The organism is Streptomyces sp. NPDC025784, from assembly GCF_055558435.1.
This window is the reverse complement of sequence record NZ_JBVHMN010000010.1, coordinates 271615-290841: the sequence shown is the minus strand read 5'-3', so window position 1 is coordinate 290841 and position 19227 is coordinate 271615. Positions and strand designations below refer to the sequence as shown.

Sequence of the window (19227 nt, the reverse complement as noted above, 5' to 3'; positions counted from 1 at the left end):
AAGCACCGGGGCCGCCGGATGCGCGGAGGGTGCGCGCACCGGCGCCGGCCGGCGGGACCCGGGAGGGAAGGCCAGACCATGACCGCGACCGCCGCCACCAGCACCACCGTCACCGCCGCCGGCACGACCGGCACCGTGGCGACGACGCAGCCCGATGCCGGCACCACGACCGTCGGCACCACGACCGTCGGCACCACGACCGCGGGGACCACGACGGGGTCGGCGGGCCCGAACCCCGTCCTGCGGGTCGCGCCCGCGTCCCCGGCCGCTGCCGCCGCCTACTTCGGCGCGAGCCTCGCCTTCCACGCCGACGTGTCCGACGTCGCCGCCGCCCTCGCCGACGGCGGCGACCCCGGCTTCGTCGTCCTCGACTCCCGTTCCACCGAGTCGTGGGACCAGGGCCACATCCCCGGCGCCGTCCACCTGCCCACCGCGCTCATCCCCGGACAGGCCGAGCAGATCCTCGACAAGTCGGTTCCGGTCGTGACCTACTGCTGGGGCCCCGGCTGCAACGGCGCCACCCGCGCGGCTCTCGCCCTCGCCCAACTCGGCTTCCAGGTCAAGGAGATGCTCGGCGGCTTCGAGTACTGGGCCCGTGAGGGCTTCGAGTTCGAGACCTGGGAGGGCCGGGAGCGGCGCGCCGCGGACCCGCTGACCGCACCGGTCGGCACGGACGACTGCGGCTGCTGATCCGCTCGTATCGGACAGGGTGGGGGACACCGAACACCCCTGCGGTCCCGGGCGTGTAGCTTCTGCGCATGGCCAGATACGCGGACCCAGGTGCGGTCGACTGGGTGGAGTCGGGCGGCGGACCCCTCATAGCGATCCCGGAGGTCGTGCTGCCGTTCTGGTCGGGGGCGGACGGCGACGACATGTCCTCCGACTACGACCGGGCATGTGACGTGGAAGGGTTCATCGGCCTCGTGCCGGTCGGGGACACCAGGGCCCTCGTCCTCGGCGACCAGCCCGCCTCCACGGCATACCTCCCCGAGTACGGCACCTTCGTACGGTGGTGCGCCGCCGAGTCCGAGCAGGAACTGCTCTCCGGCGTACCCGCCGCGCTGGCCGGGGCCGCCTGGGAGCCGGAGGTGCAGTGGAAGGTGCCGGGGCCGGTGGTCCTCTTCGATGCGGCGTGGCCCGGCACCGCCTCGGAACGCACCGACCATCTGCGGGTCGCTCTCGAACCCGGCCGGTACGCGGTGCGCGCCGCCTACGCGGAGCCGGGCCCCGAGACATGGCTCGGCCTGGTGCAACTGCGCCGGCTGACGAACTGAGCGGCCGGGCGGGTACCGGTCCCGGCCGCTCCGTCCGCGCAGCTCAGAGCCGGGACAGCTCGTCCACCAGGTCGTCCAGGCCCAGCGACCCCTGGGACAGGGCCGCCATGTGCCAGGCCTTCGCGTCGAACGCGTCGCCGTGGCGCCTCTTCGCGTTCTCCCGGCCCAGCAGCCACGCACGCTCGCCGAGCTTGTAGCCGATGGCCTGGCCGGGGATGGTGAGGTAGCGGGTCAGCTCGCTCTCCACGAAGTCGGCCGGGCGGCTGCTGTGCGCGTCGAAGAACTCCTGTGCCAGGTCGGGGGTCCACCGCTCGCCGGGGTGGAAGGGCGAGTCGGCCGGGATCTCCAGCTCCAGGTGCATGCCGATGTCGACGATGACCCGGGCGGCGCGCATCATCTGCGCGTCGAGGTACCCGAGCCGCTGCTCGGCATCCGTGAGGAAGCCCAGCTCGTCCATCAGCCGCTCCGCGTAGAGCGCCCAGCCCTCGCAGTTGGCGCTGACCTGGCCGACGGTGGCCTGATAGCGGGAGAGGTCGTCGACCACGTACACCCACTGGGCGAGCTGGAGGTGATGGCCGGGCACCCCCTCGTGGTACCAGGTCGAGACCAGGTCGTAGACGGGGAAGCGGGTCTGCCCCATGGTCGGCAGCCACGTCCGTCCGGGGCGCGAGAAGTCCTGCGACGGCGCGGTGTAGTACGGTGCCGCCGCGCCACCGGGCGGTGCGATGCGGGACTCCACCTTCCGTACCGGCTCGGCGAGTTCGAAGTGCGTGCCGTCCAGGGCCTCGATCGCCTCGTCCATGAGGCCCTGGAGCCAGGTCCGCACCTCGTCGACGCCTTCGATGTGCCTACCGTGCTCGTCGAGGTGCGCGAGCGCCACCCAGGGGGTCGCCGCGCCGGGCAGGATCTTCTCGGCCTCGGACCTCATCTCGCCGAGCAGCCGGTCGTACTCGGACCAGCCGTAGGCGTACGCCTCGTCCAGGTCGAGATCCATGCCGTTGAAGTAGCGGGCCAGCCGCGCGTACCGCTCACGGCCCACGGTGTCGGGCGCGCCCTCGATCGTGGGCGCGTACACGTCGCGCATCCAGTCCCGCAGCGCGACGATCGCCTCGGTGGCGGCGCGCGCGGCCGTGTCGAGCTCCTGCCGCAGCGCGTCCGGGCCCGCCGACGCGAAGTCCTCGAACCAGCCGAGGCCCTGCCCGTCGGTGTCCGACCACTCGGTCAGCTGCCCGATGAAGGTCGCTGTCGGGCGCGGGCCCGCGTACAGCTTGCGGTCCAGGCCGAGGGCGAGGGACTCGCGGTATCCCGCCAGGGCGGCCGGCACGGCACGCAGCCGCTCGGCGATGATCGCCCAGTCCTCCTCCGTGTCGGCCGGGGTCAGGGTGAAGACCTCGCGCACGCCGTGCGGCGCCGTGTGCAGGTTGCCGACCGCGCGCAGGCCCTCGCCGGCGTCGTGGACGGCGAGTTGGGCGGTGAGCCGCTCGCGCAGCAGCCGGGCACACCGGCGCTCCATGTCACTGTCCGCCCCGGGCAGCCGCTCGGCGTCGTCGAGCCGTGCGAGTGTCGTCCGTGCGAGCTCCGCGACCGCCTCCTGGCCGGCGGGCGAAGTGTCGGGGAGCTTGCTGTGACTCTCCTTCACACCGAGGTACGTTCCGAGGACCGGGTCGAGGGCGATGAGTTCGTCGACATAGGTGTCGGCGACCTCGCGGGGCAGCGGGCTCTTCGTCTGTGACATGCGGACATCCTCATATGAGGACGGGCGTCGCGTCAGCCCGGTATCCGGCTCTTGTGCCGGATCAGCCCGCCCCCGCCGCCGGTCTGGTGGGCTGCTCGGGCACCGGAGCCCTGCCGGACCGCAGGGACGGTTCCGCGGACGGCTGGCCCGTGTGCGCGTCCCGACGGGGAGGCAGCAGCGGACCGCAGTCCCACTGCTGGAAGATCAACCGGGTCTCGACCCGCGCCACTTCGCGCTGCGAGGTGAACTCGTCCAGCACCAGGCGCTGCAGATCCGCCATGTCCGCCACCGCGACATGGACGAGATAGTCGTCGGGCCCGGTGAGATGGAAGACCGTGCGGGACTCCGGAAGCACCCTTATCCGGTCCACGAAGGGCCCCACCAGCTCCCGTCGATGCGGCCTGACCTGCACGGACAACAAGGCTTCGAGGCCCCTGCCCAGCTTCGCCGGGTCCAGCCGCAGCTGATGGCCGAGAATCACCCCCGCACGGCGCAGCCGGGTCACCCGGTCCAGGCACGTCGAGGGCGCGACGCCGACCTGTGCGGCGAGGTCGCGGTACGTCGTCCGGGCGTCGTTCTGCAACAGCCGCAGCAGATGAAGATCCACCGGATCGAGTACGACGGAATCGGCCATGGCGCGAACGTAACACGGGTTCTGGCGCTCACGGACCGTTCGGTGTTCAGGCTTCGCCGCATGGACTCCGTTGTGTACGACGCATATGACGCATTTGGCGCTCGCGATGCCCAGGACGACCTGAACGGAACGCGTCAGGTGTCCGCCGCACCCCTGGTCCGGGCACTCGCCACCGAGGCCGTGCACGCCGGGCGGGACGATCTCGCCGCCCTGGGACTTCACGCCGCGCCGATCGATCTGTCGACGACCTACCCCTCGTACGACAGCCGGGGCGAGGCCGCCCGCATCGACGCGTTCGCCGCGGACGGCGCCGAACCGGACGGCCCGCCCGTCTACGCACGGCTCGGCAATCCGACCGTCGCCCGATTCGAGACCGCGCTCGCCCGGCTCGAAGGCACCGAGAGCGCGGTCGCCTTCGCCAGTGGCATGGCCGCGCTGAGCGCCGTCCTGCTGGTCAGGAACGCGATGGGTCTGCGGCACGTCGTCGCCGTACGCCCGCTGTACGGATGCAGCGACCACCTGCTGACGGCGGGCCTGCTGGGCAGCGAGGTCACTTGGGTCGATCCGGCGGGCATCGCCGACGCTCTGCGCCCGGACACCGGTCTGGTGATGGTCGAGTCGCCGGCCAACCCGACGCTCGCCGAGGTGGACCTCAGGGCCGTCGCCCACGCCTGCGGGTCCGTGCCGTTGCTCGCGGACAACACGTTCGCCACGCCCGTGCTGCAGCGCCCCGCCGAACAGGGCGCGCGCCTGATCCTGCACAGCGCGACCAAGTACCTCGGCGGACACGGCGACGTGATGGCCGGCGTGGTGGCCTGCGACGAGGAGTTCGCCCGACGGCTGCGCCAGGTGAGGTTCGCGACCGGTGGCGTCCTGCATCCGCTGGCCGGATATCTGCTGCTGCGCGGCCTGTCCACGCTTCCCGTGCGGGTGCGGGCCGCGTCCTCGAACGCCGCCGAACTCGCCCGGCGTCTCGCCGCCGATCCGCGCGTCGCCCGTGTCCACTACCCGCGCATCGGCGGCGCCATGATCGCGTTCGAGGTCCACGGGGACCCGCACGACGTGATCGCCGGGGTCCGTCTGGTCACCCCGGCCGTGAGCCTCGGCAGCGTGGACAGCCTGATCCAGCACCCGGCCTCGATCAGCCACCGCATCGTGCCCGAGCAGGACCGCCACGACGCCGGCGTCAGCGACCGGCTGCTGCGGATGTCGGTCGGTCTGGAGGACGTCGACGACCTCTGGGCCGACCTGGACGCGGCCTTGGGGAACGCGGTGCCCGTGGCGTAGGGCAGCGGGACGCCGGGGGGAGCGGGGGAGGAGCCGGGCCGGTCCGAGTGACGGCGGACGCCCGGCTCGACCTCGCCGTCCGGACCCACGGGGGGCCGGACGGCGAGGTGTCCGTCCGGGACGCCGTCAGTCGCGTGCGACGCGTTCCCCGCGCCGCTCTTCGCCCTGCGGCAGCCGCGCCGGGCCGGCCGGCTCCAGGCGGGCCGTGATGACCAGGGTGCCCTCCTCGATCTGGTAGTCGAGGGGGAGACCGAGGCCGCGCATGGCGGCGACCATGCCGGTGTTGGATGCCTGCGTCACGACGTACACGCTCTCGCAGCCGGCCTCGACGGCCAGGGCCACCAGCCGGCCGAGCAACTCGCTGCCGATGCCGCGCCGCTGCCACTCGTCCTCGACGAGCAGCGCGATCTCCGTCTCGTCACCGTCCCAGAGAAGGTGTCCGAGCCCGACGATGCGGCCCGACGCCGTCTGTACTGCCAGGGTGCGACCGAAGCGCGGACTGAGCAGGTGGCTGAGGTAGCGGTCCGCGTCGCCCACCGGGCCGTGGTAGCGCATGCTCAGCGTCCGCGCGGAGCAGCGCTCGTGCATCGCCTTGGCCGCCTCGACGTCGGACCCGTCGGCCCGCCGCACGGTGATGGCGTTGCCCTCGGGCAGTGTCAGCACATCCTGGCTGCGCGGAATGCGCGGACCGAGCCGCGCGTCCAGCTCCACCAACGCCCTAGCCCGCGCGAACTCGGTCGGCGTGAACGGCAGGTACGGCCGCTCCACCGTGATCACACCGCCCTCCGGGGCCCGCAGTCGCATGACGGTGTCCTCCAGCGCGCCCTCCACGGGCGCGCCCTCCTCCACCCGTCCGGAGACCGGCGACTTGCCGGGCAGCGACCGGATGGTGCAGCGGCCGAGCAACTGCCGTAGAGCGAGGGGGAGTTCGGCGGCGTCGAGCGCTGTGCGAGTGGCCAGGCCGAGCACCCGGGTCGGAGCGTCCACCAGGTCGTGGGCGTCGGCGCGCTCGATCCACGTCCCGGCACCGCCCGCCCGGGACACGGCCCGGGTGATCTCGGCGGCGTCCAGGTCCGCAGGGGCCCGCAGCAGGAACTCGTCCACCGTGCCCTTCGCCAGCGGATGCGTCTGCAGGCTCAGGATGTCGACCCGCTGCCCGGCCAGCGCCGTGCACAGCGCCGCCAGCGAACCCGGCGCGTCCTGCACCGTCGTGCGCATCCGCCACAGCACGGTCTCCCCGGCGGCGGCCTGCGGGGCCGCGGTGGGCTCATCGGAGCGCCCGGCCCGTCGCCCGTGGGCGCCGGGCCGGGCGCCGGTATCGTCCGCCGGCGGGGCGTGGCCGTGGCGCCGTGCCCACCAGATGTGGAAGCCGGCCGTGGCGGCCAGGATCATCGCCGAGATCACGAGCAGGGCGGGGCCGTCGGGCCCGTGCCCGATCAGGTTGGCGACGGCGTCGGCGACGGCCACGGCCGTGAACAGCGCGGCGAGTTCGACGACGTCCCGCCGCCAGTGGTGTATGGGGCGCCCGTGCTTCGCACGGGTCACATCAGACATGTCAGGAGTCATACAGTCACTGTGAAGGAACGGTGTTGCGTGATCACGAACGCTTTGTGACTGATCGGTTAAGTGTCCTTCTGTCCCTTTTGCAGTTCTTTTTAAGGGTCCTTTGCCCGGCCCGGACCGCTCGTGTTCCGCGCTGGTCACGAGACGCGTCGGAGACGGTGCGTCCCACCCGGGTCATGCCGCCGACGGGGCGCTGCTACGTCAGGCGGCTGCCTCCTGGGTCAGCGCGATCCGTAGGCGGCGGGCCTCGGTGACCAGCCGCGACGAGCCGCGCCGCCCGGCGGTCCGGGCGAGATGTGCCAGATCGCCGCGCGCCCCCGACCGCTCGGCGCAGTCCGCGGCGACCGCCAGCAGGTCCCCGAGCCCGCGGGTGGCACTGCCGCCCGTACCGTCCGTCGCGAGGTCGGCCAGCAGGATCGGCAGCGCGTCACGGAGCACCGACCACACGGTGGCGTACGCGCCGGTCGCCGCCGCGGTGCGTATCGACTCGGCGAGCCGCAGCGGCTTGGCACAACCGCGGCGCACCAACTGGCCGAGATCGGCGCCGAGCCGCGCCGCGTCGAGCTGACCGCGCGCCGCCAGGACCAGCAGGGCGTCCACGGCGCACAGCCGGTCCTCCGGGTCCCGCGCCGCCAGCCCGTATGCCACGCACAGATGCAGGGCCTCACCCGCCTCGCCGTCGGCCTCGGCGAGCAGGGGCAGGATCGCCGCCTCCTTCCGGCTGTCGTCCACGGCGGCCGAGGCGAGGTCGCCGAGCACGCGGGCCGCCACCATCTCCCTTCGGCCGGGCAGCACCGCCGACCAGTGCTGCCGCTCCGCCCGGTCCCAGTGCGGGCAGTACGTGCGGTTCTTGAAGACGGACTGCGGATGTCCGAGCCGCCGGAACTCCGGCGGGAACTGCCCCTGTATCTCGTCGAGTTCGCCCATCTCCAGCAGGATGCGGGCGCCCACGGTCCGACGACGGCTCAGCGGGAGACGCGGGCCCTGCGCGGTGAGCCACTGGGCCAGCCGGTACCCCTCGGGTGTGCCGAGCGCCCGTGCCCGTGCCGCCGCGGTCGCCGGCGCCCCGTCGCCGCCCCGCCGGACACGCAGCAGCGCCTGGGCGAAGTCCGCCGCCCCCGGCCGGGCGTCGAGCCGCCGGTACTCGGCCAGACGTGCAACCAGTTCGTCCGGCTCCAGCAGCCCCGTCGACCAGCTCGGGGTGGCCAGCAGGAACGGCAGCGGATCGGTACGGATCCGATGGGCCACCTCCCACAGACGCGCGTCGAAGGCGCGGGACAGGGCGCGGTGCGGGCAGTCGCCCCCGCCCGGCCTCTGCTGCACCGTCGCGTGGAGCGTGGCCGTCCGCACCCGTCCGAGCAACGTCGCGAGGACGACCTCCAAGCCGTAGGGCGATTCCCGGAAGTGCCGGTCCACATGTGTGTCGGAGACGTCGGCGTCCAGCCACCAGCGCCGTGCGACAGCTGGGTGCAGGGCCTCCAGCAGTGCCTCCCGGTCGTCGTGGGCATGCCGGACCAGACCGTCCAACGCGCGCTCGAACGTGGCGACGTCGCCATCCGACGCCAGCAGGGCTCCGACCTCCTCGGCCACCTCCACCGCCGATCCCGGCGCCGGCGCGAGCCGTGAGCGCTCCGGCACCGGCGGCAGCACCTCCGCGCGGACCACCGGCGAGGAATCCACCACACCGGGGCCCAGCAGCCGCTCCGCCCGGGCGCGGGGCCCGGGACTCAACTCCGCCGCCAGCTCGGCGATCCGCTCCCGGGCCCCGTCCGAACCGTCGAGCCGGGCGAAATGCCGCTCCACCAGCTTGAGCGCGCGCTCCTGCACCTCCGTGTCCTGGTGGCCGAACGCCTGCGCCACCGCCGGCAGGAGATCGGGCGCGCTCGACGGATCGCGCTTGAGCACCTTGCCCAACAGGATGAGCTGGGCCCGGACGAGCTTCTTCTCCGGCCGGAACAGCACCCCGGAGGTCATTTCGGCGAGCTGCCGGAGCGCCGGCTCGCCGTCCAGGACGAGGGAAGCCAGTACGGACTGGGCGTGCCAAGCCACCGGCGACGCCGCGTCACGGGCCAGTGCCGTCCAGTCCGCCGACCGCTCCCGCTCCTCGTCCCGCGTCAGGTCGAGGCAGGTCAACAGCCGCAGGAACAAACGCTGGTCGGCGGCCGTGCCACCGCGCAGCAGCCTGGCCACGCAGGCGTCCACCATGAACTTGCGGTCGAGGGCGCCTTCCCGGGTGAGCCGGGCGAGTGCGCTGTACCAACTGTCCGGACCGTCACCGAACAGCCAGCCGACCCGGCCGGTCACCTCCAGGGACTCGAAGAGCGCGGCGACCATGACCGGCAGGTGCGGCTCCCGGCGGAGGCGCTCGACCACGGTGTCCCCGTGGTGCCACGCGCTCCCGATGTGCTCGAACCAGCCCGTCACATGGGCGTCGGTCGTCGGGATCTCGCAGCCCGAGAGCCGCACCAGGCCCGCCGTCAACGCGTACGGCACCCGGGAGGCGACCGGCCGCTGCGCGAGCCGGTGAGCCACGTCGCCGAGCCATTCGGGTTCACGGTCGCCCAGGACGTGCAGGAGCACGCCGGGGGAGGCCTGGGACCAGCGCATGTCGGCCGCCGCGATCCAGGTGGCCGCCCCCGCGGCCCCCGTGTGACACGCCGCGCCGGCCGCGTGCAGCGCGGGATAGGCCTTGCGGGACGGGGCGCTCCACGGAACGCCCCGCAACTCCGTGCGCAGCTCCTTCAACGCGGGCAGGCACGCTCGCCGTTCGGCATCCGTCATCCCGTCCAAGAGGCCGGTGACCTCGATCGTCTGCCCCGCCCGTACCGCTGTGACCAGTGCCTCGCGACTCATCGCACACCCCCCTCGATCCGCGTCTCCCGCTGCTCCGTCGCGCTTTTCCGCCGCACCACGCGCACCGCCAGCGCGTGCTTGCACGGTCCGCGTCCTCCTCGGTACCTGGCCCACCACAGGCAGGAGCAGCTCAGCCTCCCCGCGTCGTCGCGCACCCGGTGGACGTGGCCGTCCTCGGCGGTCACCGTGCCGAGCGAGCCGTCCAGGGCGACCGCGCCCGCGGCGACCAGGGCCCGCGCCGACCGCAGCCTCGGATTGTGACGCTCCACCCGCTCGGCGGCGTAAGGCAGTTCGCGGTGGAAGTACGCCGCCTCCGCCGTGTCGTACCCCACGCGGCCCGAGGTGCCGAGGCGGATCAGCGCGGCGCGCACCCGCTCGGCAGGCAGGCCGGAGGCGGCGGCCAGATCTCCCACGTCGACGCGCGGCTCCCAGGCCAGCAGCACGGCGATCAACTCCGCGTCCTCAGCGGCCTCGTCGGTCGCGAGGGCGTCCAGCACCCCGCCCTCCCCGGAGAACCCACGAGCGGAGTCGGGCGACAGCGTCAGCGTGAGCCGCATCCCGGGCAGGACGACCTCCCAGGCCGCGGCGCTGGTGTCACCGGTCACCGGCGGGCCGTACACCCGCAGCGCCGACGCGTGGCGCAGGACCCGCTGGAGGGCGATCAGGCGCTCCGGGCCGGGCAGGCACACCGCCCCGGGCACCGGGCGGGTCGTGGGCCGCAGGCCGCGTCCCGCCGGCACCACCCACTGGGCTCCACGCGAAGCGCCACGCGCGGTGCCGCGCGGCAGCGAGCGCAGGAAACGCACTGCCTCGGCCGCCGGCAGCTCGGCCCGCAGGTCGAAACCGGCCGCCGTCACCTGGGCCTCGGCGAACCCCCGCAACCAGCGGTCCGGCAACGGCACCTTCTTCTCGACGACAGGGCCGTCCAGCGTGGTCACCGTCATGTCGTCGGGGCCGACCCGCAGGTGCAGCGGATCGTCCGTGCCGATGCGGGAAAGTGCCTCGCGCAACCGGTTGTTGACGTCGACATTGGTCGTGCCGTGGCCGATCTCGCCGCCGTCGAGACCCGGCGTCAGGACGTCCAGGCGCGCGTACACACCGCCGCAGCCGGAGAAGGACTCGAAGCGGAGCCGGTCGCCGTTGCCCGTGACCACCGGGTCCAGGGACGCGCTCAGCTGCCGCTGGTAGTAGCGGGCCGCGGCGACGTCCGCCACCGCCAGCAGCCCGGCCGCGGCGACTTGAGGGGAGGTCAGGAAGCCCGCGAAGAAGCGCGGGTGTGCCTGGATCCCCGTAGGCGTCGCCCCCTGCGAGGTCTCAAGTCCCAGCCGCCCTCCGCCCGGTGCGGACTCCAGCGCGGAGGGTCGCGTGTAGGCCACGGCCTGGAAAGATCGCGTCATGGAAAAACCGTAGAGGTGACCACTGACAATCGGCTCTGACCTGCGCGTACTTGCGGACGGTCCGAACCGGTCAGCGCTGAGCGATCACCGCCGCGCCGGGCCGCGCGGGGCCACGCCGCGTCGGACGAGGCAGGGCGGGCCACGCCACGCCGGGCCGAGGTGGGTCGCGCTGAGCGAGGCCGCGCCGGCCGAGGTGAGCCGAACCACGCCGCGCCTCATCGACCTGAGCCACGCCGTGGCGGTCCGGTCCGCACGGCGGGCGGGCGGGCCGCGCACCGGGGGATGACTCCGGCGCGCGGACCGCCCGTTCGAGGGTACGGGAGCCGCGAGACCCTACTGGCCCACGCGCCCGGGCTGGAGCACCTTCGTGAACAGCACGGTCCCGTCCTGCTCCCGCAGCCGCACCGTGAGCTCGCCGTTGTCTCCGTCGATGTCGACCTCGCCGAAGAACTGGTAGCCGCCCGCGGGCGAGACGTTCGACGCGGTCGGTGCCTTCACGAAAACCCTCTCCGGTCCGAAGGTGCCGTCCAGCGCGCTCGCCGGGAAGGCTCCGGCGTTGAGAGGCCCGGACACGAACTCCCAGAACGGCTCGAAGTCGGTGAAGGCGGCCCGCGACGGCTGGTAGTGCTGCGCCGAGGTGTGGTGCACATCGGCGGTCAGCCAGACGGTACCGGTGATCCGCCGGTGCTTGACGAACCGCAGCAGCTCCGCGATCTGCAACTCGCGTCCGAGAGGCGCGCCGGGGTCGCCCTGGGCCACGGCCTCGATGTTCGGCTTCCCCTCGGTCGTGTCCGGCACGACCAGGCCGAGCGGCATGTCGGAGGCGATCACCTTCCACACCGCGCGCGACCGCGACAGCTCGCGCTTGAGCCATTCCAGCTGCTCGGCGCCGAGGATGCCCTGCGGGTCGGTGGTCTGGGTGTCGGGCGAGTTGGCGTTGCGGTAGGTCCTCATGTCGAGCACGAAGACGTCCAGGAGCGGGCCGTGACGCACGACCCGGTACACGCGGCCGTCCTTGTCGCCCGGCCGCAGCGTGGAGAGCGGGAAGTACTCGCTGAACGCGCGACGGGCACGCGCGGCCAGCACGTCGACGCTCTTCTCCGTGTAGCGAGTGTCCGAGGCCGCGATCACCTCACCGGGGTACCAGTTGTTGCGCACCTCGTGGTCGTCCCACTGGATGATCGACGGCACCTGGGCGTTGAAGCGCTTCAGGTTCTCGTCCAGCAGGTTGTAGCGGAAGTTGCCGCGGAACTCGGCCAGCGACTCGGCGACCTTGGACTTCTCCTCGGTCGTGATGTTCCGCCAGGTGCTGCCGTCGGGGAGCGTCGCGGTCGCCGCGATCGGTCCGTCGGCGTAGATGCTGTCCCCGCTGCAGAGGAAGAAGTCCGGATCGAGCCGGGCCATGGCGTCGTAGATGCGGTAGCCGCCGATGTCGGGGTTGATGCCCCAGCCCTGTCCCGCCAGGTCGCCCGACCACAGGAAGCGCACGCCACGCCGCCGTCCGGCGGGCGTCGTGCGGAAGGTGCCGGTCACCGGTTCGCCGGTGCGCCGCGGGTCGTCGGGGTCCGCGAGCAGGACGCGGTAGTGGATCTGCTCGCCGGCGGGCAGCCCGCGCAGCCTGGTGCTCCCCGTGAAGTCCGTGTCCGCGCCGAGCAGCGGCCCCTGCCATCTGCGCGAATGGTGGAACGACTCGGTCGCCGACGTCTCGACGATCATCCGCGCGGGGCGGTCGGAGCGGACCCACACGAGGCCGGAGTCGGCGGTCACGTCGCCCGCCTGGACGCCCCACCCCGCCTTCGGCCGTCCGGCCAGGGCGAACGCCGGTGCCGAGCCGAGCGCGGTGGGCAGGGCGATCGCCGCGGACGCGGCGAGTGAGCCGCGCAGCACGCTGCGACGACCGGGGAAGTGGCTTGGCGGACGGTGCGACATGAATGCGCCTCCTGGGACGGATCCGGCCGGTGTGCAGTGCCACAACTACTGGTGCGCCGCAGCGCACACGGAAACCACAAGTGAACAACTGGCCCCAGGGGCAGGGGAACCGCCGTTTCGGGCATGCGCACACCGATGGGCATCGCGGAACGGGACGGGACCTCCAGGGCCGTTCGCGGGCGGAGGGTCGGTGCGCTCGAGCGCACCGGGGCGGGTGCGCTCGTGGGTGGCGGGCCCGCGTGCGCTCATGCGCGCCGGGGGTGGGTGCGCGCCGACGGGATCAGTCGCGTACCGCGTCCGCCATCAGCGCCACCCCGTCCCGGATCCGCGCGGGCGACAGATGGGCGTACCCCAGCACCAGCCGCAGGCCGTCCTCGACCGCCGTCCCGTACTGCGCCAGCGGACGCACCGCCACGCCCGCCGCACGGGTGCGTTCCAGGAAACGGTCGAGTGGCCCGTACCGCTCGGGCAGCGCCGCGATGGCGTGGAGGCCGGCCGCGATGCCCGACACCTCCGTACCGGGAAAGTGCGACGCCAGCGCGGCCACCAGGGCGTCGCGCCGTTCCCGGTAGGCGCGCTGGCAGCGGCGGAGCTGCCGGTCGTAGTCCCCGCGCTCCAGGAAGCGGGCGAGGAGCGCCTGGTCGACGACCGGGTTCCCCAGGTCCATGGTGCGCTTGCGCTCGACGACCTCCTCGCAGAGCGGGGCCGGTACGAGCAGCCAGCCGAGCCGCAGGCCCGGGGCGAGGGACTTGCTGACCGACCCGGTGTAGGCGACGTGCCCCGGGTCGAGCCCCTGGAGGGCGCCCACGGGGGCACGGTCGTAGCGGAAGTCCCCGTCGTAGTCGTCCTCGATCACGAGCCCGTCCACCGAGCGCGCCCAGTCGAGGAGTTCGGCACGGCGCCGCGCCGAGCAGGCGATGCCCGTGGGGAACTGATGAGCCGGCGTCGTCACCACCGCCCGCACCCCCGAGGCCTTCAGCGGGCCGACGGCCAGTCCCTCGCCGTCGAGGGGCAGCGGTACGGTGCCGATGCCGGCGGAGGCGTACAGCGCACCGTGCTCGGGACTGCCGGGGTCCTCCACGCCGACGGTGTGCAGCCCGCGCGCGTGCAGCACGAATCCGAGCAGGGCCATGGCCTGCGCCACTCCCGAGACCACGACGATCCGTTCCGGGTCGGCGACCACGCCGCGGCGCCGGGCGAGGAGCTCGGCGAGCACGGTGCGCAGCCGGGGCAGCCCGCGCGGATCGGGGTAACCCAGGGCGCGGTGCGGCAGTTCGGCCAGCACGCCGCGGTGCGCGGTCGCCCACGCGGCGCGCGGGAACAGCGACAGGTCGGGCGTACCGGGCACGAAGTCGGCCCGCGCGCCGGAACTGCGCGGGGCCAGGTCACGCGCGCGGGGACCGGCCGCCCGGACGGCGTCACCGACCCAGGTCCCGGCACCCCGGTCGCTGCGCAGGTAGCCCTCGGCCGTCAACTGCTCGTACGCCTCGGTGACCAGGCCCCGTGACACGCCGAGGTCCGCGGCCAGCTCGCGGCTCGACGGCAGCCGGGTCCCCGGAGCGAGCCGGCCCGTGCGGACCGCCTCGCGGAGCGCCGCCTGAAGGGTGCGGCCACGCGCGCGTGCGGGGGCCGAAGCGGCCGGAAGGAGTACTTCCCAGGCGGCCGCCCACGGAGCGCCGTCCGACGGCCCGGGTCCCGCCGGTCCGCTGTGATTGGTCCCCGATGACGTCATGGAAGTGGACCTTAAACCGGACCACGCGCCTTCGTAGCGTCGCCCTCATGAACCCCACCACCGTCCGAGGCGCCCTGCTCGCCGCCTTCGCCTGCGTCCTCGTCGGAGGCTCCTTCACCGCCAACAGCGTCCTGGGCCACTATCCTTACGCCGGTGGTCAGTTCCTGCGCTACGGACTGGCCTGCCTGCTGCTGTGGCCCCTGGTCGGCCGGGGCTCCATGACGCGGCTGCGCTCCCTCGACGCGCGTCGGTGGAGCCGCCTCGCACTGCTCGCGGCCGTCGGCATGGTCGGCTTCAACCTCGCGGTGATCGCCGCCGAACGGACGGCGGAACCCGCGGTGCCGGGCGTCTTCGTGGGCTGTGCCCCGGTCGTCGTGGCCGTCGTCGTGCCCCTCCAGGAGGGACGCCGGCCTCAACGCCGCATTCTGTACGGGGCGTTGCTCGTGGCACTGGGCGCCTTCACGGTCCAGGGGTGGGGCCGCACGGACGCCGCGGGTATTGCCTGCTCCGTGGGGGCGTTGTGCGGCGAGGTGGGCTTCGCGGTCCTCGCCGTACCCGTCCTGCGGCCGCTGGGGCCAAGGCTGTTGTCGGCCACCGTCTGCGGGATCGCCGCCGTCGAGTCGGCCGTGGCGGGGCTGCTCACGGGCGGCAGCGCGTGGTTGCGGGTGCCGGACGCCACCGAGACCGCCGCGCTGCTGTGGCAGGCGGCGGTCGTCACGGTCGTCGGGTTCGTGTGCTGGTACATGGGCATGCAGCGCATCGGCGCGGAGCGCGCGACCCTGTTCTCCGGCCTCATCCCCGTCGCGGCGGCGTGCAGCGCGCCGCTCGTCGGCACGGGCGTCTACGGAGCCGCGCAAGCCGTCGGAAGCGGGCTGGTGGGCGCCGGAGTCGCCCTCGGCTCCGGTGCCCTGGCCTTCGTCGGCCGCCGTTCAGCGGCTGCCGTCGAGGATGACGCGGGCGACGAGCGCGGGATCGTCGTTCATCGGGACGTGTCCGCAACCGGGCAGCCGCACCAGCCGGGCACGCGGAATGATGTGCTTGGCGCGGACCCCCTGGCGGCGCACCAGCAGTCGGTCACGGCTTCCCCAGGCCACGGTGACGGGAAGGCCCGGGACGTCGTCCGTGAACTGGACCGTGGTCCCCGCCCTGAGGGTCTCGGCGAATCCCTCGGCGTGGGCCAGTGCCAGGGTCTCGGCGACGACGGCCTCGGGTGAACGGCGTCCCGGCCGGGCGTAGATGGTGCTCGTCAGCGCCGTCCGTCCGGCGGCCGACCGCGACAGCCGCTCGACCACCGGGAGCGGCAGCCGCCTGGCCCCCTGCCGCATGGCGCTCAGCACCCCGAACGCGTAGCGCCGCTCGACCGGCGACCAGAAGCCGGCGGGCGAGAGCGCCGTGACGGACCGCACGAGCTTCTCGCGGCCCAGTTCCAGGGCCAGCAGCCCGCCGAGCGAGTTGCCCGCCACGTGCGGCCGTTCGATGCCGAGTGCCTCGCAGAGCGCGCCGAGTGCGGGCACCACCGTCGACAGGTCGTAGGTGAGCCCGTCGGGCAGCGCCGGGGACTCTCCGAAGCCGGGCAGGTCGACGGCTATGACGTCACGTTCGGCGGCCAGGATGTGGAGCACCGGGTCCCAGGCCTGCCGGTGGTGACCGATCCCGTGGAGCAGCAGGAGCGGTTCACCGGTGCCCACGCGCGCGTAGGAGACGGTGACGGTCCTGGGGCCGCGCGAGGTGGGGAGGCTGAACGAGACCGTGGCGGACATGGGGCTGCTCCTCGTCTGGGACGCATGGGAACGCTGACGGACAGTCTTGTAGACAGCTTGTCAGCAACTGCTACCGACGGGTAGCCCCCACGCCGAGAACCCTGGGACGCGGACTCGCGGACACCGGGATTCGCGGACATGCGGACACGGGGACGCGCGCATGCCTCCATGCGTCCCCACGGGTGCGTACTGACCTGCACGCGTCCCCGCGTGGAGGTGCTGAGTGAGTGCGGTGCGCGCCCTCGCGTCCCGGGTCCGTCACGCCCGAGCGGCCCCCGCGCTCACCGTCCTCAACGCGCCCTGCGCACCTCCACGTTGAACTCGGGGTGCCCGATGTGCTGGAACAGGGTCAGCCACAGCGGCAGCATCATCTCCGCGGCCCGGGCCGTGCGGATGCCGCCGAGATCGATGACGCGGTGCGGAGGCCAGCCGAACTCCCCGAGCAGCGCCGTCACCTGCTCCTTCGCGCTCTGGTCCTCACCGGACACGAAGATCTGGTGCTCCCCGGGCACCAGCGCCGGGTCCACCATCAGATAGCAGTTGATGGTGTTCAGGCTCTTCACCACGCGCGTGTTCGGGAAGGCCCGCTGGATCTGCTCACCCACGCTGTCCGACTCGACCGGGGCCAGACGCACCTGCCCCTCCTCGAAAGCGATGGGGTTGGACACGTCGAGGACGATCTTTCCGTCCAGATGTGCCTCGTCGACGGAACGCAGCACGGTGAGGGCGACCCGCCCGCCCACCGCGTTCACGACGACCTCGCCGAAGGCCGCCGCCTCCGCGAACGTCCCGTGGCCCGCGCCGGGGCCCATGCTGTCGGCCCACTCCACGGCTGCCGGATTGTCCTTCACCCGCGAACCCAACGACACCTCGTGACCCAGTTCGATCAGCTTGCCGCCGAGGGTGCGTCCCACTTCGCCCGTGCCCAGAACCGCGTACCGCATCGTCACTCCTCCAGGGTCGGGGCCGCCGGCCACCGGTGGCCCGCGGGTCATTCTGCTCCGGCGGCGACCGATTCCGCCTGGACATGAGGGGATGCGTCGGGTGGGATGGAGCCGTGGCACCCGACACGGCGACCGACGTCTTCGAAGAGCACCGCCCCCTGCTGACGGGGGTGGCCTACCGCATGCTCGGCAGGGTCGCCGACGCGGAGGACGTGGTGCAGGAGGCCTGGCTGCGCTGGTCCGGCGCCGACCGCTCGGACGTGCGCGAGCCGCGCGGCTATCTGGTCCGCGTCACCACCCGGCTCGCCATCGACCGGCTGCGCCAAGTGCAGACGCGCAAAGAGGCGTACGTGGGGCCGTGGCTTCCCGAGCCGTACGTCACGCACTTCGCGGACACCGTCCCCGACAGCGCGGAGCGGGCCGTCCTCGCCGACTCCGTCTCGCTCGCCGTCCTCGTCGTCCTGGAGTCCCTCTCGCCCCTGGAGCGGGCCGTCTTCGTCCTGAGGGAGGCGTTCGGCTACCCGTACGCGGACATCGCCGCCGTCCTCGACCGCGAGGAGCCCGCCGTGCGCCAACTCGCCGGGCGGGCGCGCAGGCACGTCGACGAACGCCGGCCGCGCTACGAGGTCGACCCCGCCGAACGCCGCGATCTCACCGAGCGGTTCCTCGCCGCCGCCGCGGACGGCGACCTGGAAGGGCTCATGGCCATGCTGGCCCCCGACGTCCGCCTCGTCGGCGACAGCGGCGGGCGGTCGCAGGCCCCGCTGCGGGTCATCGAGTCCGCCGACAAGGTGGGGCGGTTCCTGCACGGCGCCGCGAAGAAGGGCGTACCGCACGTCTCGTTCCGCTTCCTGGAGATCAACGGCGGCCCCGCGCTCGTGATCATGTCCGGTACGAAGCCCGACAGTGTCTTCCAACTGGACGTCGCGGACGGCCGGATCCAGTGCATCTACATCATGCGCAATCCGGAGAAGCTGCTGACGCTCGACGTCGAATGAGCCGCACCCGCGGCTGAGCCGCCGCGGGCCGGGCGCGGCGGCCCGCGGCGGCGCGCGCCGTCCGGATCGACCCTGTACGTGCTCGAAAGCCCCCGTCCTCCGGACGGGGGTTTTCGGCGTTGTGTCCGGAAGGTCGCCCCGTGAGAACGCCCCGTGAACGCTCTGCGGCAACACGCCTGTGCACTGCGTAAGGGATCGAGGATTGGTCTTGACCAAGGGTGGGGGCGGGCCTATCGTCGCAGAGATAGTGCAAGAACCTTTAATAAACAAGGGCGCTAAAACGCCGCCGGGACACGGCGATTGCGGAGGACAGGGTGGGGACCACGCAGTTGGAATCGGTGCCGGAGCCTAAGTACTGGCATCTCAAGACCGTGCTCAGTGAGGCGCTGGACTCCGAGTTCTCGGTCGGCGAGATCCTGCCCAACGAACGTGACCTGGCAGCCCGCTTCGGCGTCGCCCGGGCCACCCTGCGGCAGGCTCTCGAACAGCTCGAACTGGAAGGCAGGCTCCAGCGCCGCCGTGGTGTCGGCACCACCGTCGCGCCGCCGCGCGTGGGCGTGGCCGTGGGATCCGAACAGCACACCTGGCCCGGTGCGGCCGGCGACGCGTGGCAGGCCACGGACTGCACGATGGCGGCGCCGCCCGCTTCGGTGGCCGGCATCCTGGAGACGGCACACGGCGAACAGGTCCACACGGTGCGCCGCTCCCGGGTGACCCACGGTCAGCAGGTCGCCGCCGAGCTGCTCTACGTGCCGGCGTCCTCGGTCCCGGACCTGTCGGCCATAGACGCACCCTCGGGTGCGGCACGCGCGCGTGCCGTGCTGCGCGAGCTCCAGCGGCTGGACCTGGAGAACCAGGACAGGGCGGTGGAGCTCGGTTCGGCGCGCGCGGACGACGCCAAGGAACTGGACCGGCTCCCCGGAGCTCCCGTGCTCGTCGTCACGACCCGGTTCTTCGCCGAGGGGCGTACCGCCGCGGTCTCCGTCGCCACGTACCGGGCCGACACCTGCCGGCTGACCTTCGGTGACTCCGGCGGGGTCGAGATACACCACGACCCGGAGCGCCGCGCCTCCTGAGCCGCACGTCGCGCCCCGGTCACGCCCGGGGCGCGGCGCGCTTCG

At 73.0% G+C, this 19227-nt stretch carries 14 protein-coding genes and 1 pseudogene; 6 read left to right on the top strand and 9 right to left on the bottom strand.

Annotated elements, in window-relative coordinates; genetic code table 11:
• The first annotated feature begins 78 nt into the window (after window positions 1–78).
• Both ACZ4IF_RS23785 and ACZ4IF_RS23780 read left to right on the top strand, forming a co-directional pair.
• Window positions 79–690 (top strand): rhodanese-like domain-containing protein, encoded by a 612-nt coding sequence (locus ACZ4IF_RS23785; RefSeq protein WP_467565819.1) that lies wholly within the window; start codon window positions 79–81, stop codon window positions 688–690.
• Between the two features lie 68 nt (window positions 691–758).
• Window positions 759–1274 (top strand): immunity 21 family protein, encoded by a 516-nt coding sequence (locus tag ACZ4IF_RS23780; RefSeq protein WP_359504354.1) that lies wholly within the window; start codon window positions 759–761, stop codon window positions 1272–1274.
• 43 nt (window positions 1275–1317) lie between these two features.
• Here ACZ4IF_RS23780 and ACZ4IF_RS23775 read toward each other — a convergent pair whose 3' ends face one another.
• Both ACZ4IF_RS23775 and ACZ4IF_RS23770 read right to left on the bottom strand, forming a co-directional pair.
• Window positions 1318–3009, bottom strand: a complete 1692-nt coding sequence (locus tag ACZ4IF_RS23775; protein ID WP_467565815.1) for a DUF885 domain-containing protein — start codon at window positions 3007–3009, stop codon at window positions 1318–1320.
• A gap of 61 nt (window positions 3010–3070) precedes the next feature.
• Window positions 3071–3643, bottom strand: coding sequence for an Lrp/AsnC family transcriptional regulator (locus tag ACZ4IF_RS23770; protein WP_467565812.1), 573 nt, complete (start codon window positions 3641–3643; stop codon window positions 3071–3073).
• A gap of 60 nt (window positions 3644–3703) precedes the next feature.
• Between ACZ4IF_RS23770 and ACZ4IF_RS23765 the strand changes: the two genes are divergently transcribed.
• Entirely contained in the window at window positions 3704–4930 is a 1227-nt protein-coding gene (locus tag ACZ4IF_RS23765; protein WP_467565809.1) for a trans-sulfuration enzyme family protein, read from the top strand.
• Between the two features lie 126 nt (window positions 4931–5056).
• Here ACZ4IF_RS23765 and ACZ4IF_RS23760 read toward each other — a convergent pair whose 3' ends face one another.
• From ACZ4IF_RS23760 to pdxR, 5 genes are all read right to left on the bottom strand, one after another.
• Window positions 5057–6496, bottom strand: a complete 1440-nt coding sequence (locus ACZ4IF_RS23760; protein WP_467565807.1) for a GNAT family N-acetyltransferase — start codon at window positions 6494–6496, stop codon at window positions 5057–5059.
• A 198-nt stretch (window positions 6497–6694) separates the two neighbouring features.
• The gene (locus tag ACZ4IF_RS23755; protein WP_467565804.1) at window positions 6695–9346 is read right to left on the bottom strand and encodes a DUF7824 domain-containing protein; all 2652 of its coding nucleotides are present in this window, start codon (window positions 9344–9346) and stop codon (window positions 6695–6697) included.
• Window positions 9343–10743, bottom strand: coding sequence for an SWIM zinc finger family protein (locus tag ACZ4IF_RS23750; protein WP_467565802.1), 1401 nt, complete (start codon window positions 10741–10743; stop codon window positions 9343–9345). Before ACZ4IF_RS23750 ends, ACZ4IF_RS23755 begins: the two co-directional genes overlap by 4 nt.
• A gap of 333 nt (window positions 10744–11076) precedes the next feature.
• Window positions 11077–12672, bottom strand: coding sequence for an alkaline phosphatase D family protein (locus ACZ4IF_RS23745; protein ID WP_467565800.1), 1596 nt, complete (start codon window positions 12670–12672; stop codon window positions 11077–11079).
• A gap of 280 nt (window positions 12673–12952) precedes the next feature.
• Entirely contained in the window at window positions 12953–14404 is a 1452-nt protein-coding gene (gene pdxR / locus ACZ4IF_RS23740) for a MocR-like pyridoxine biosynthesis transcription factor PdxR (RefSeq protein WP_467565797.1), read from the bottom strand.
• Between pdxR and ACZ4IF_RS23735 the strand changes: the two are divergent.
• Window positions 14395–15288 (top strand): annotated as a pseudogene (locus ACZ4IF_RS23735) (DMT family transporter); the annotation flags it as partial. The gene pdxR and the pseudogene ACZ4IF_RS23735 sit on opposite strands and share 10 nt — an antisense overlap.
• Window positions 15289–15333: 45 nt before the next feature.
• On the opposite strand, the gene ACZ4IF_RS23730 reads toward ACZ4IF_RS23735, so the two are convergent.
• Together ACZ4IF_RS23730 and ACZ4IF_RS23725 are read right to left on the bottom strand one after the other, a co-directional pair.
• Window positions 15334–16164 carry an alpha/beta fold hydrolase gene (locus tag ACZ4IF_RS23730; protein WP_467565794.1) on the bottom strand — a complete coding sequence of 277 codons (831 nt, stop codon included), beginning with the start codon at window positions 16162–16164 and terminating at the stop codon, window positions 15334–15336.
• Window positions 16165–16454: 290 nt separating this feature from the next.
• Window positions 16455–17108: an NADPH-dependent F420 reductase gene (locus tag ACZ4IF_RS23725; protein ID WP_467565791.1), complete on the bottom strand. Its 654-nt coding sequence runs from the start codon at window positions 17106–17108 to the stop codon at window positions 16455–16457.
• Between the two features lie 113 nt (window positions 17109–17221).
• Here ACZ4IF_RS23725 and ACZ4IF_RS23720 point away from each other — a divergent pair, with 113 nt between their 5' ends.
• Window positions 17222–18106: an RNA polymerase sigma-70 factor gene (locus ACZ4IF_RS23720; protein ID WP_467565789.1), complete on the top strand. Its 885-nt coding sequence runs from the start codon at window positions 17222–17224 to the stop codon at window positions 18104–18106.
• Between the two features lie 314 nt (window positions 18107–18420).
• A complete protein-coding gene (locus ACZ4IF_RS23715; RefSeq protein WP_359489796.1) occupies window positions 18421–19182 on the top strand; it encodes a GntR family transcriptional regulator in 762 nt (253 codons plus the stop codon).
• Window positions 19183–19227: the final 45 nt, after the last annotated feature.

Bases quoted from the DNA above. Each gene is read 5' to 3' on its own strand.
- ACZ4IF_RS23785 (WP_467565819.1), top strand. From the start codon at position 79: ATGACCGCGACCGCCGCCACCAGCACCACCGTCACCGCCGCCGGCACG.
- ACZ4IF_RS23780 (WP_359504354.1), top strand. From the start codon at position 759: ATGGCCAGATACGCGGACCCAGGTGCGGTCGACTGGGTGGAGTCGGGC.
- ACZ4IF_RS23775 (WP_467565815.1), bottom strand. From the start codon at position 3,009: ATGTCACAGACGAAGAGCCCGCTGCCCCGCGAGGTCGCCGACACCTAT.
- ACZ4IF_RS23770 (WP_467565812.1), bottom strand. From the start codon at position 3,643: ATGGCCGATTCCGTCGTACTCGATCCGGTGGATCTTCATCTGCTGCGG.
- ACZ4IF_RS23765 (WP_467565809.1), top strand. From the start codon at position 3,704: ATGGACTCCGTTGTGTACGACGCATATGACGCATTTGGCGCTCGCGAT.
- ACZ4IF_RS23760 (WP_467565807.1), bottom strand. From the start codon at position 6,496: ATGACTCCTGACATGTCTGATGTGACCCGTGCGAAGCACGGGCGCCCC.
- ACZ4IF_RS23755 (WP_467565804.1), bottom strand. From the start codon at position 9,346: ATGAGTCGCGAGGCACTGGTCACAGCGGTACGGGCGGGGCAGACGATC.
- ACZ4IF_RS23750 (WP_467565802.1), bottom strand. From the start codon at position 10,743: ATGACGCGATCTTTCCAGGCCGTGGCCTACACGCGACCCTCCGCGCTG.
- ACZ4IF_RS23745 (WP_467565800.1), bottom strand. From the start codon at position 12,672: ATGTCGCACCGTCCGCCAAGCCACTTCCCCGGTCGTCGCAGCGTGCTG.
- pdxR (WP_467565797.1), bottom strand. From the start codon at position 14,404: ATGACGTCATCGGGGACCAATCACAGCGGACCGGCGGGACCCGGGCCG.
- ACZ4IF_RS23730 (WP_467565794.1), bottom strand. From the start codon at position 16,164: ATGTCCGCCACGGTCTCGTTCAGCCTCCCCACCTCGCGCGGCCCCAGG.
- ACZ4IF_RS23725 (WP_467565791.1), bottom strand. From the start codon at position 17,108: ATGCGGTACGCGGTTCTGGGCACGGGCGAAGTGGGACGCACCCTCGGC.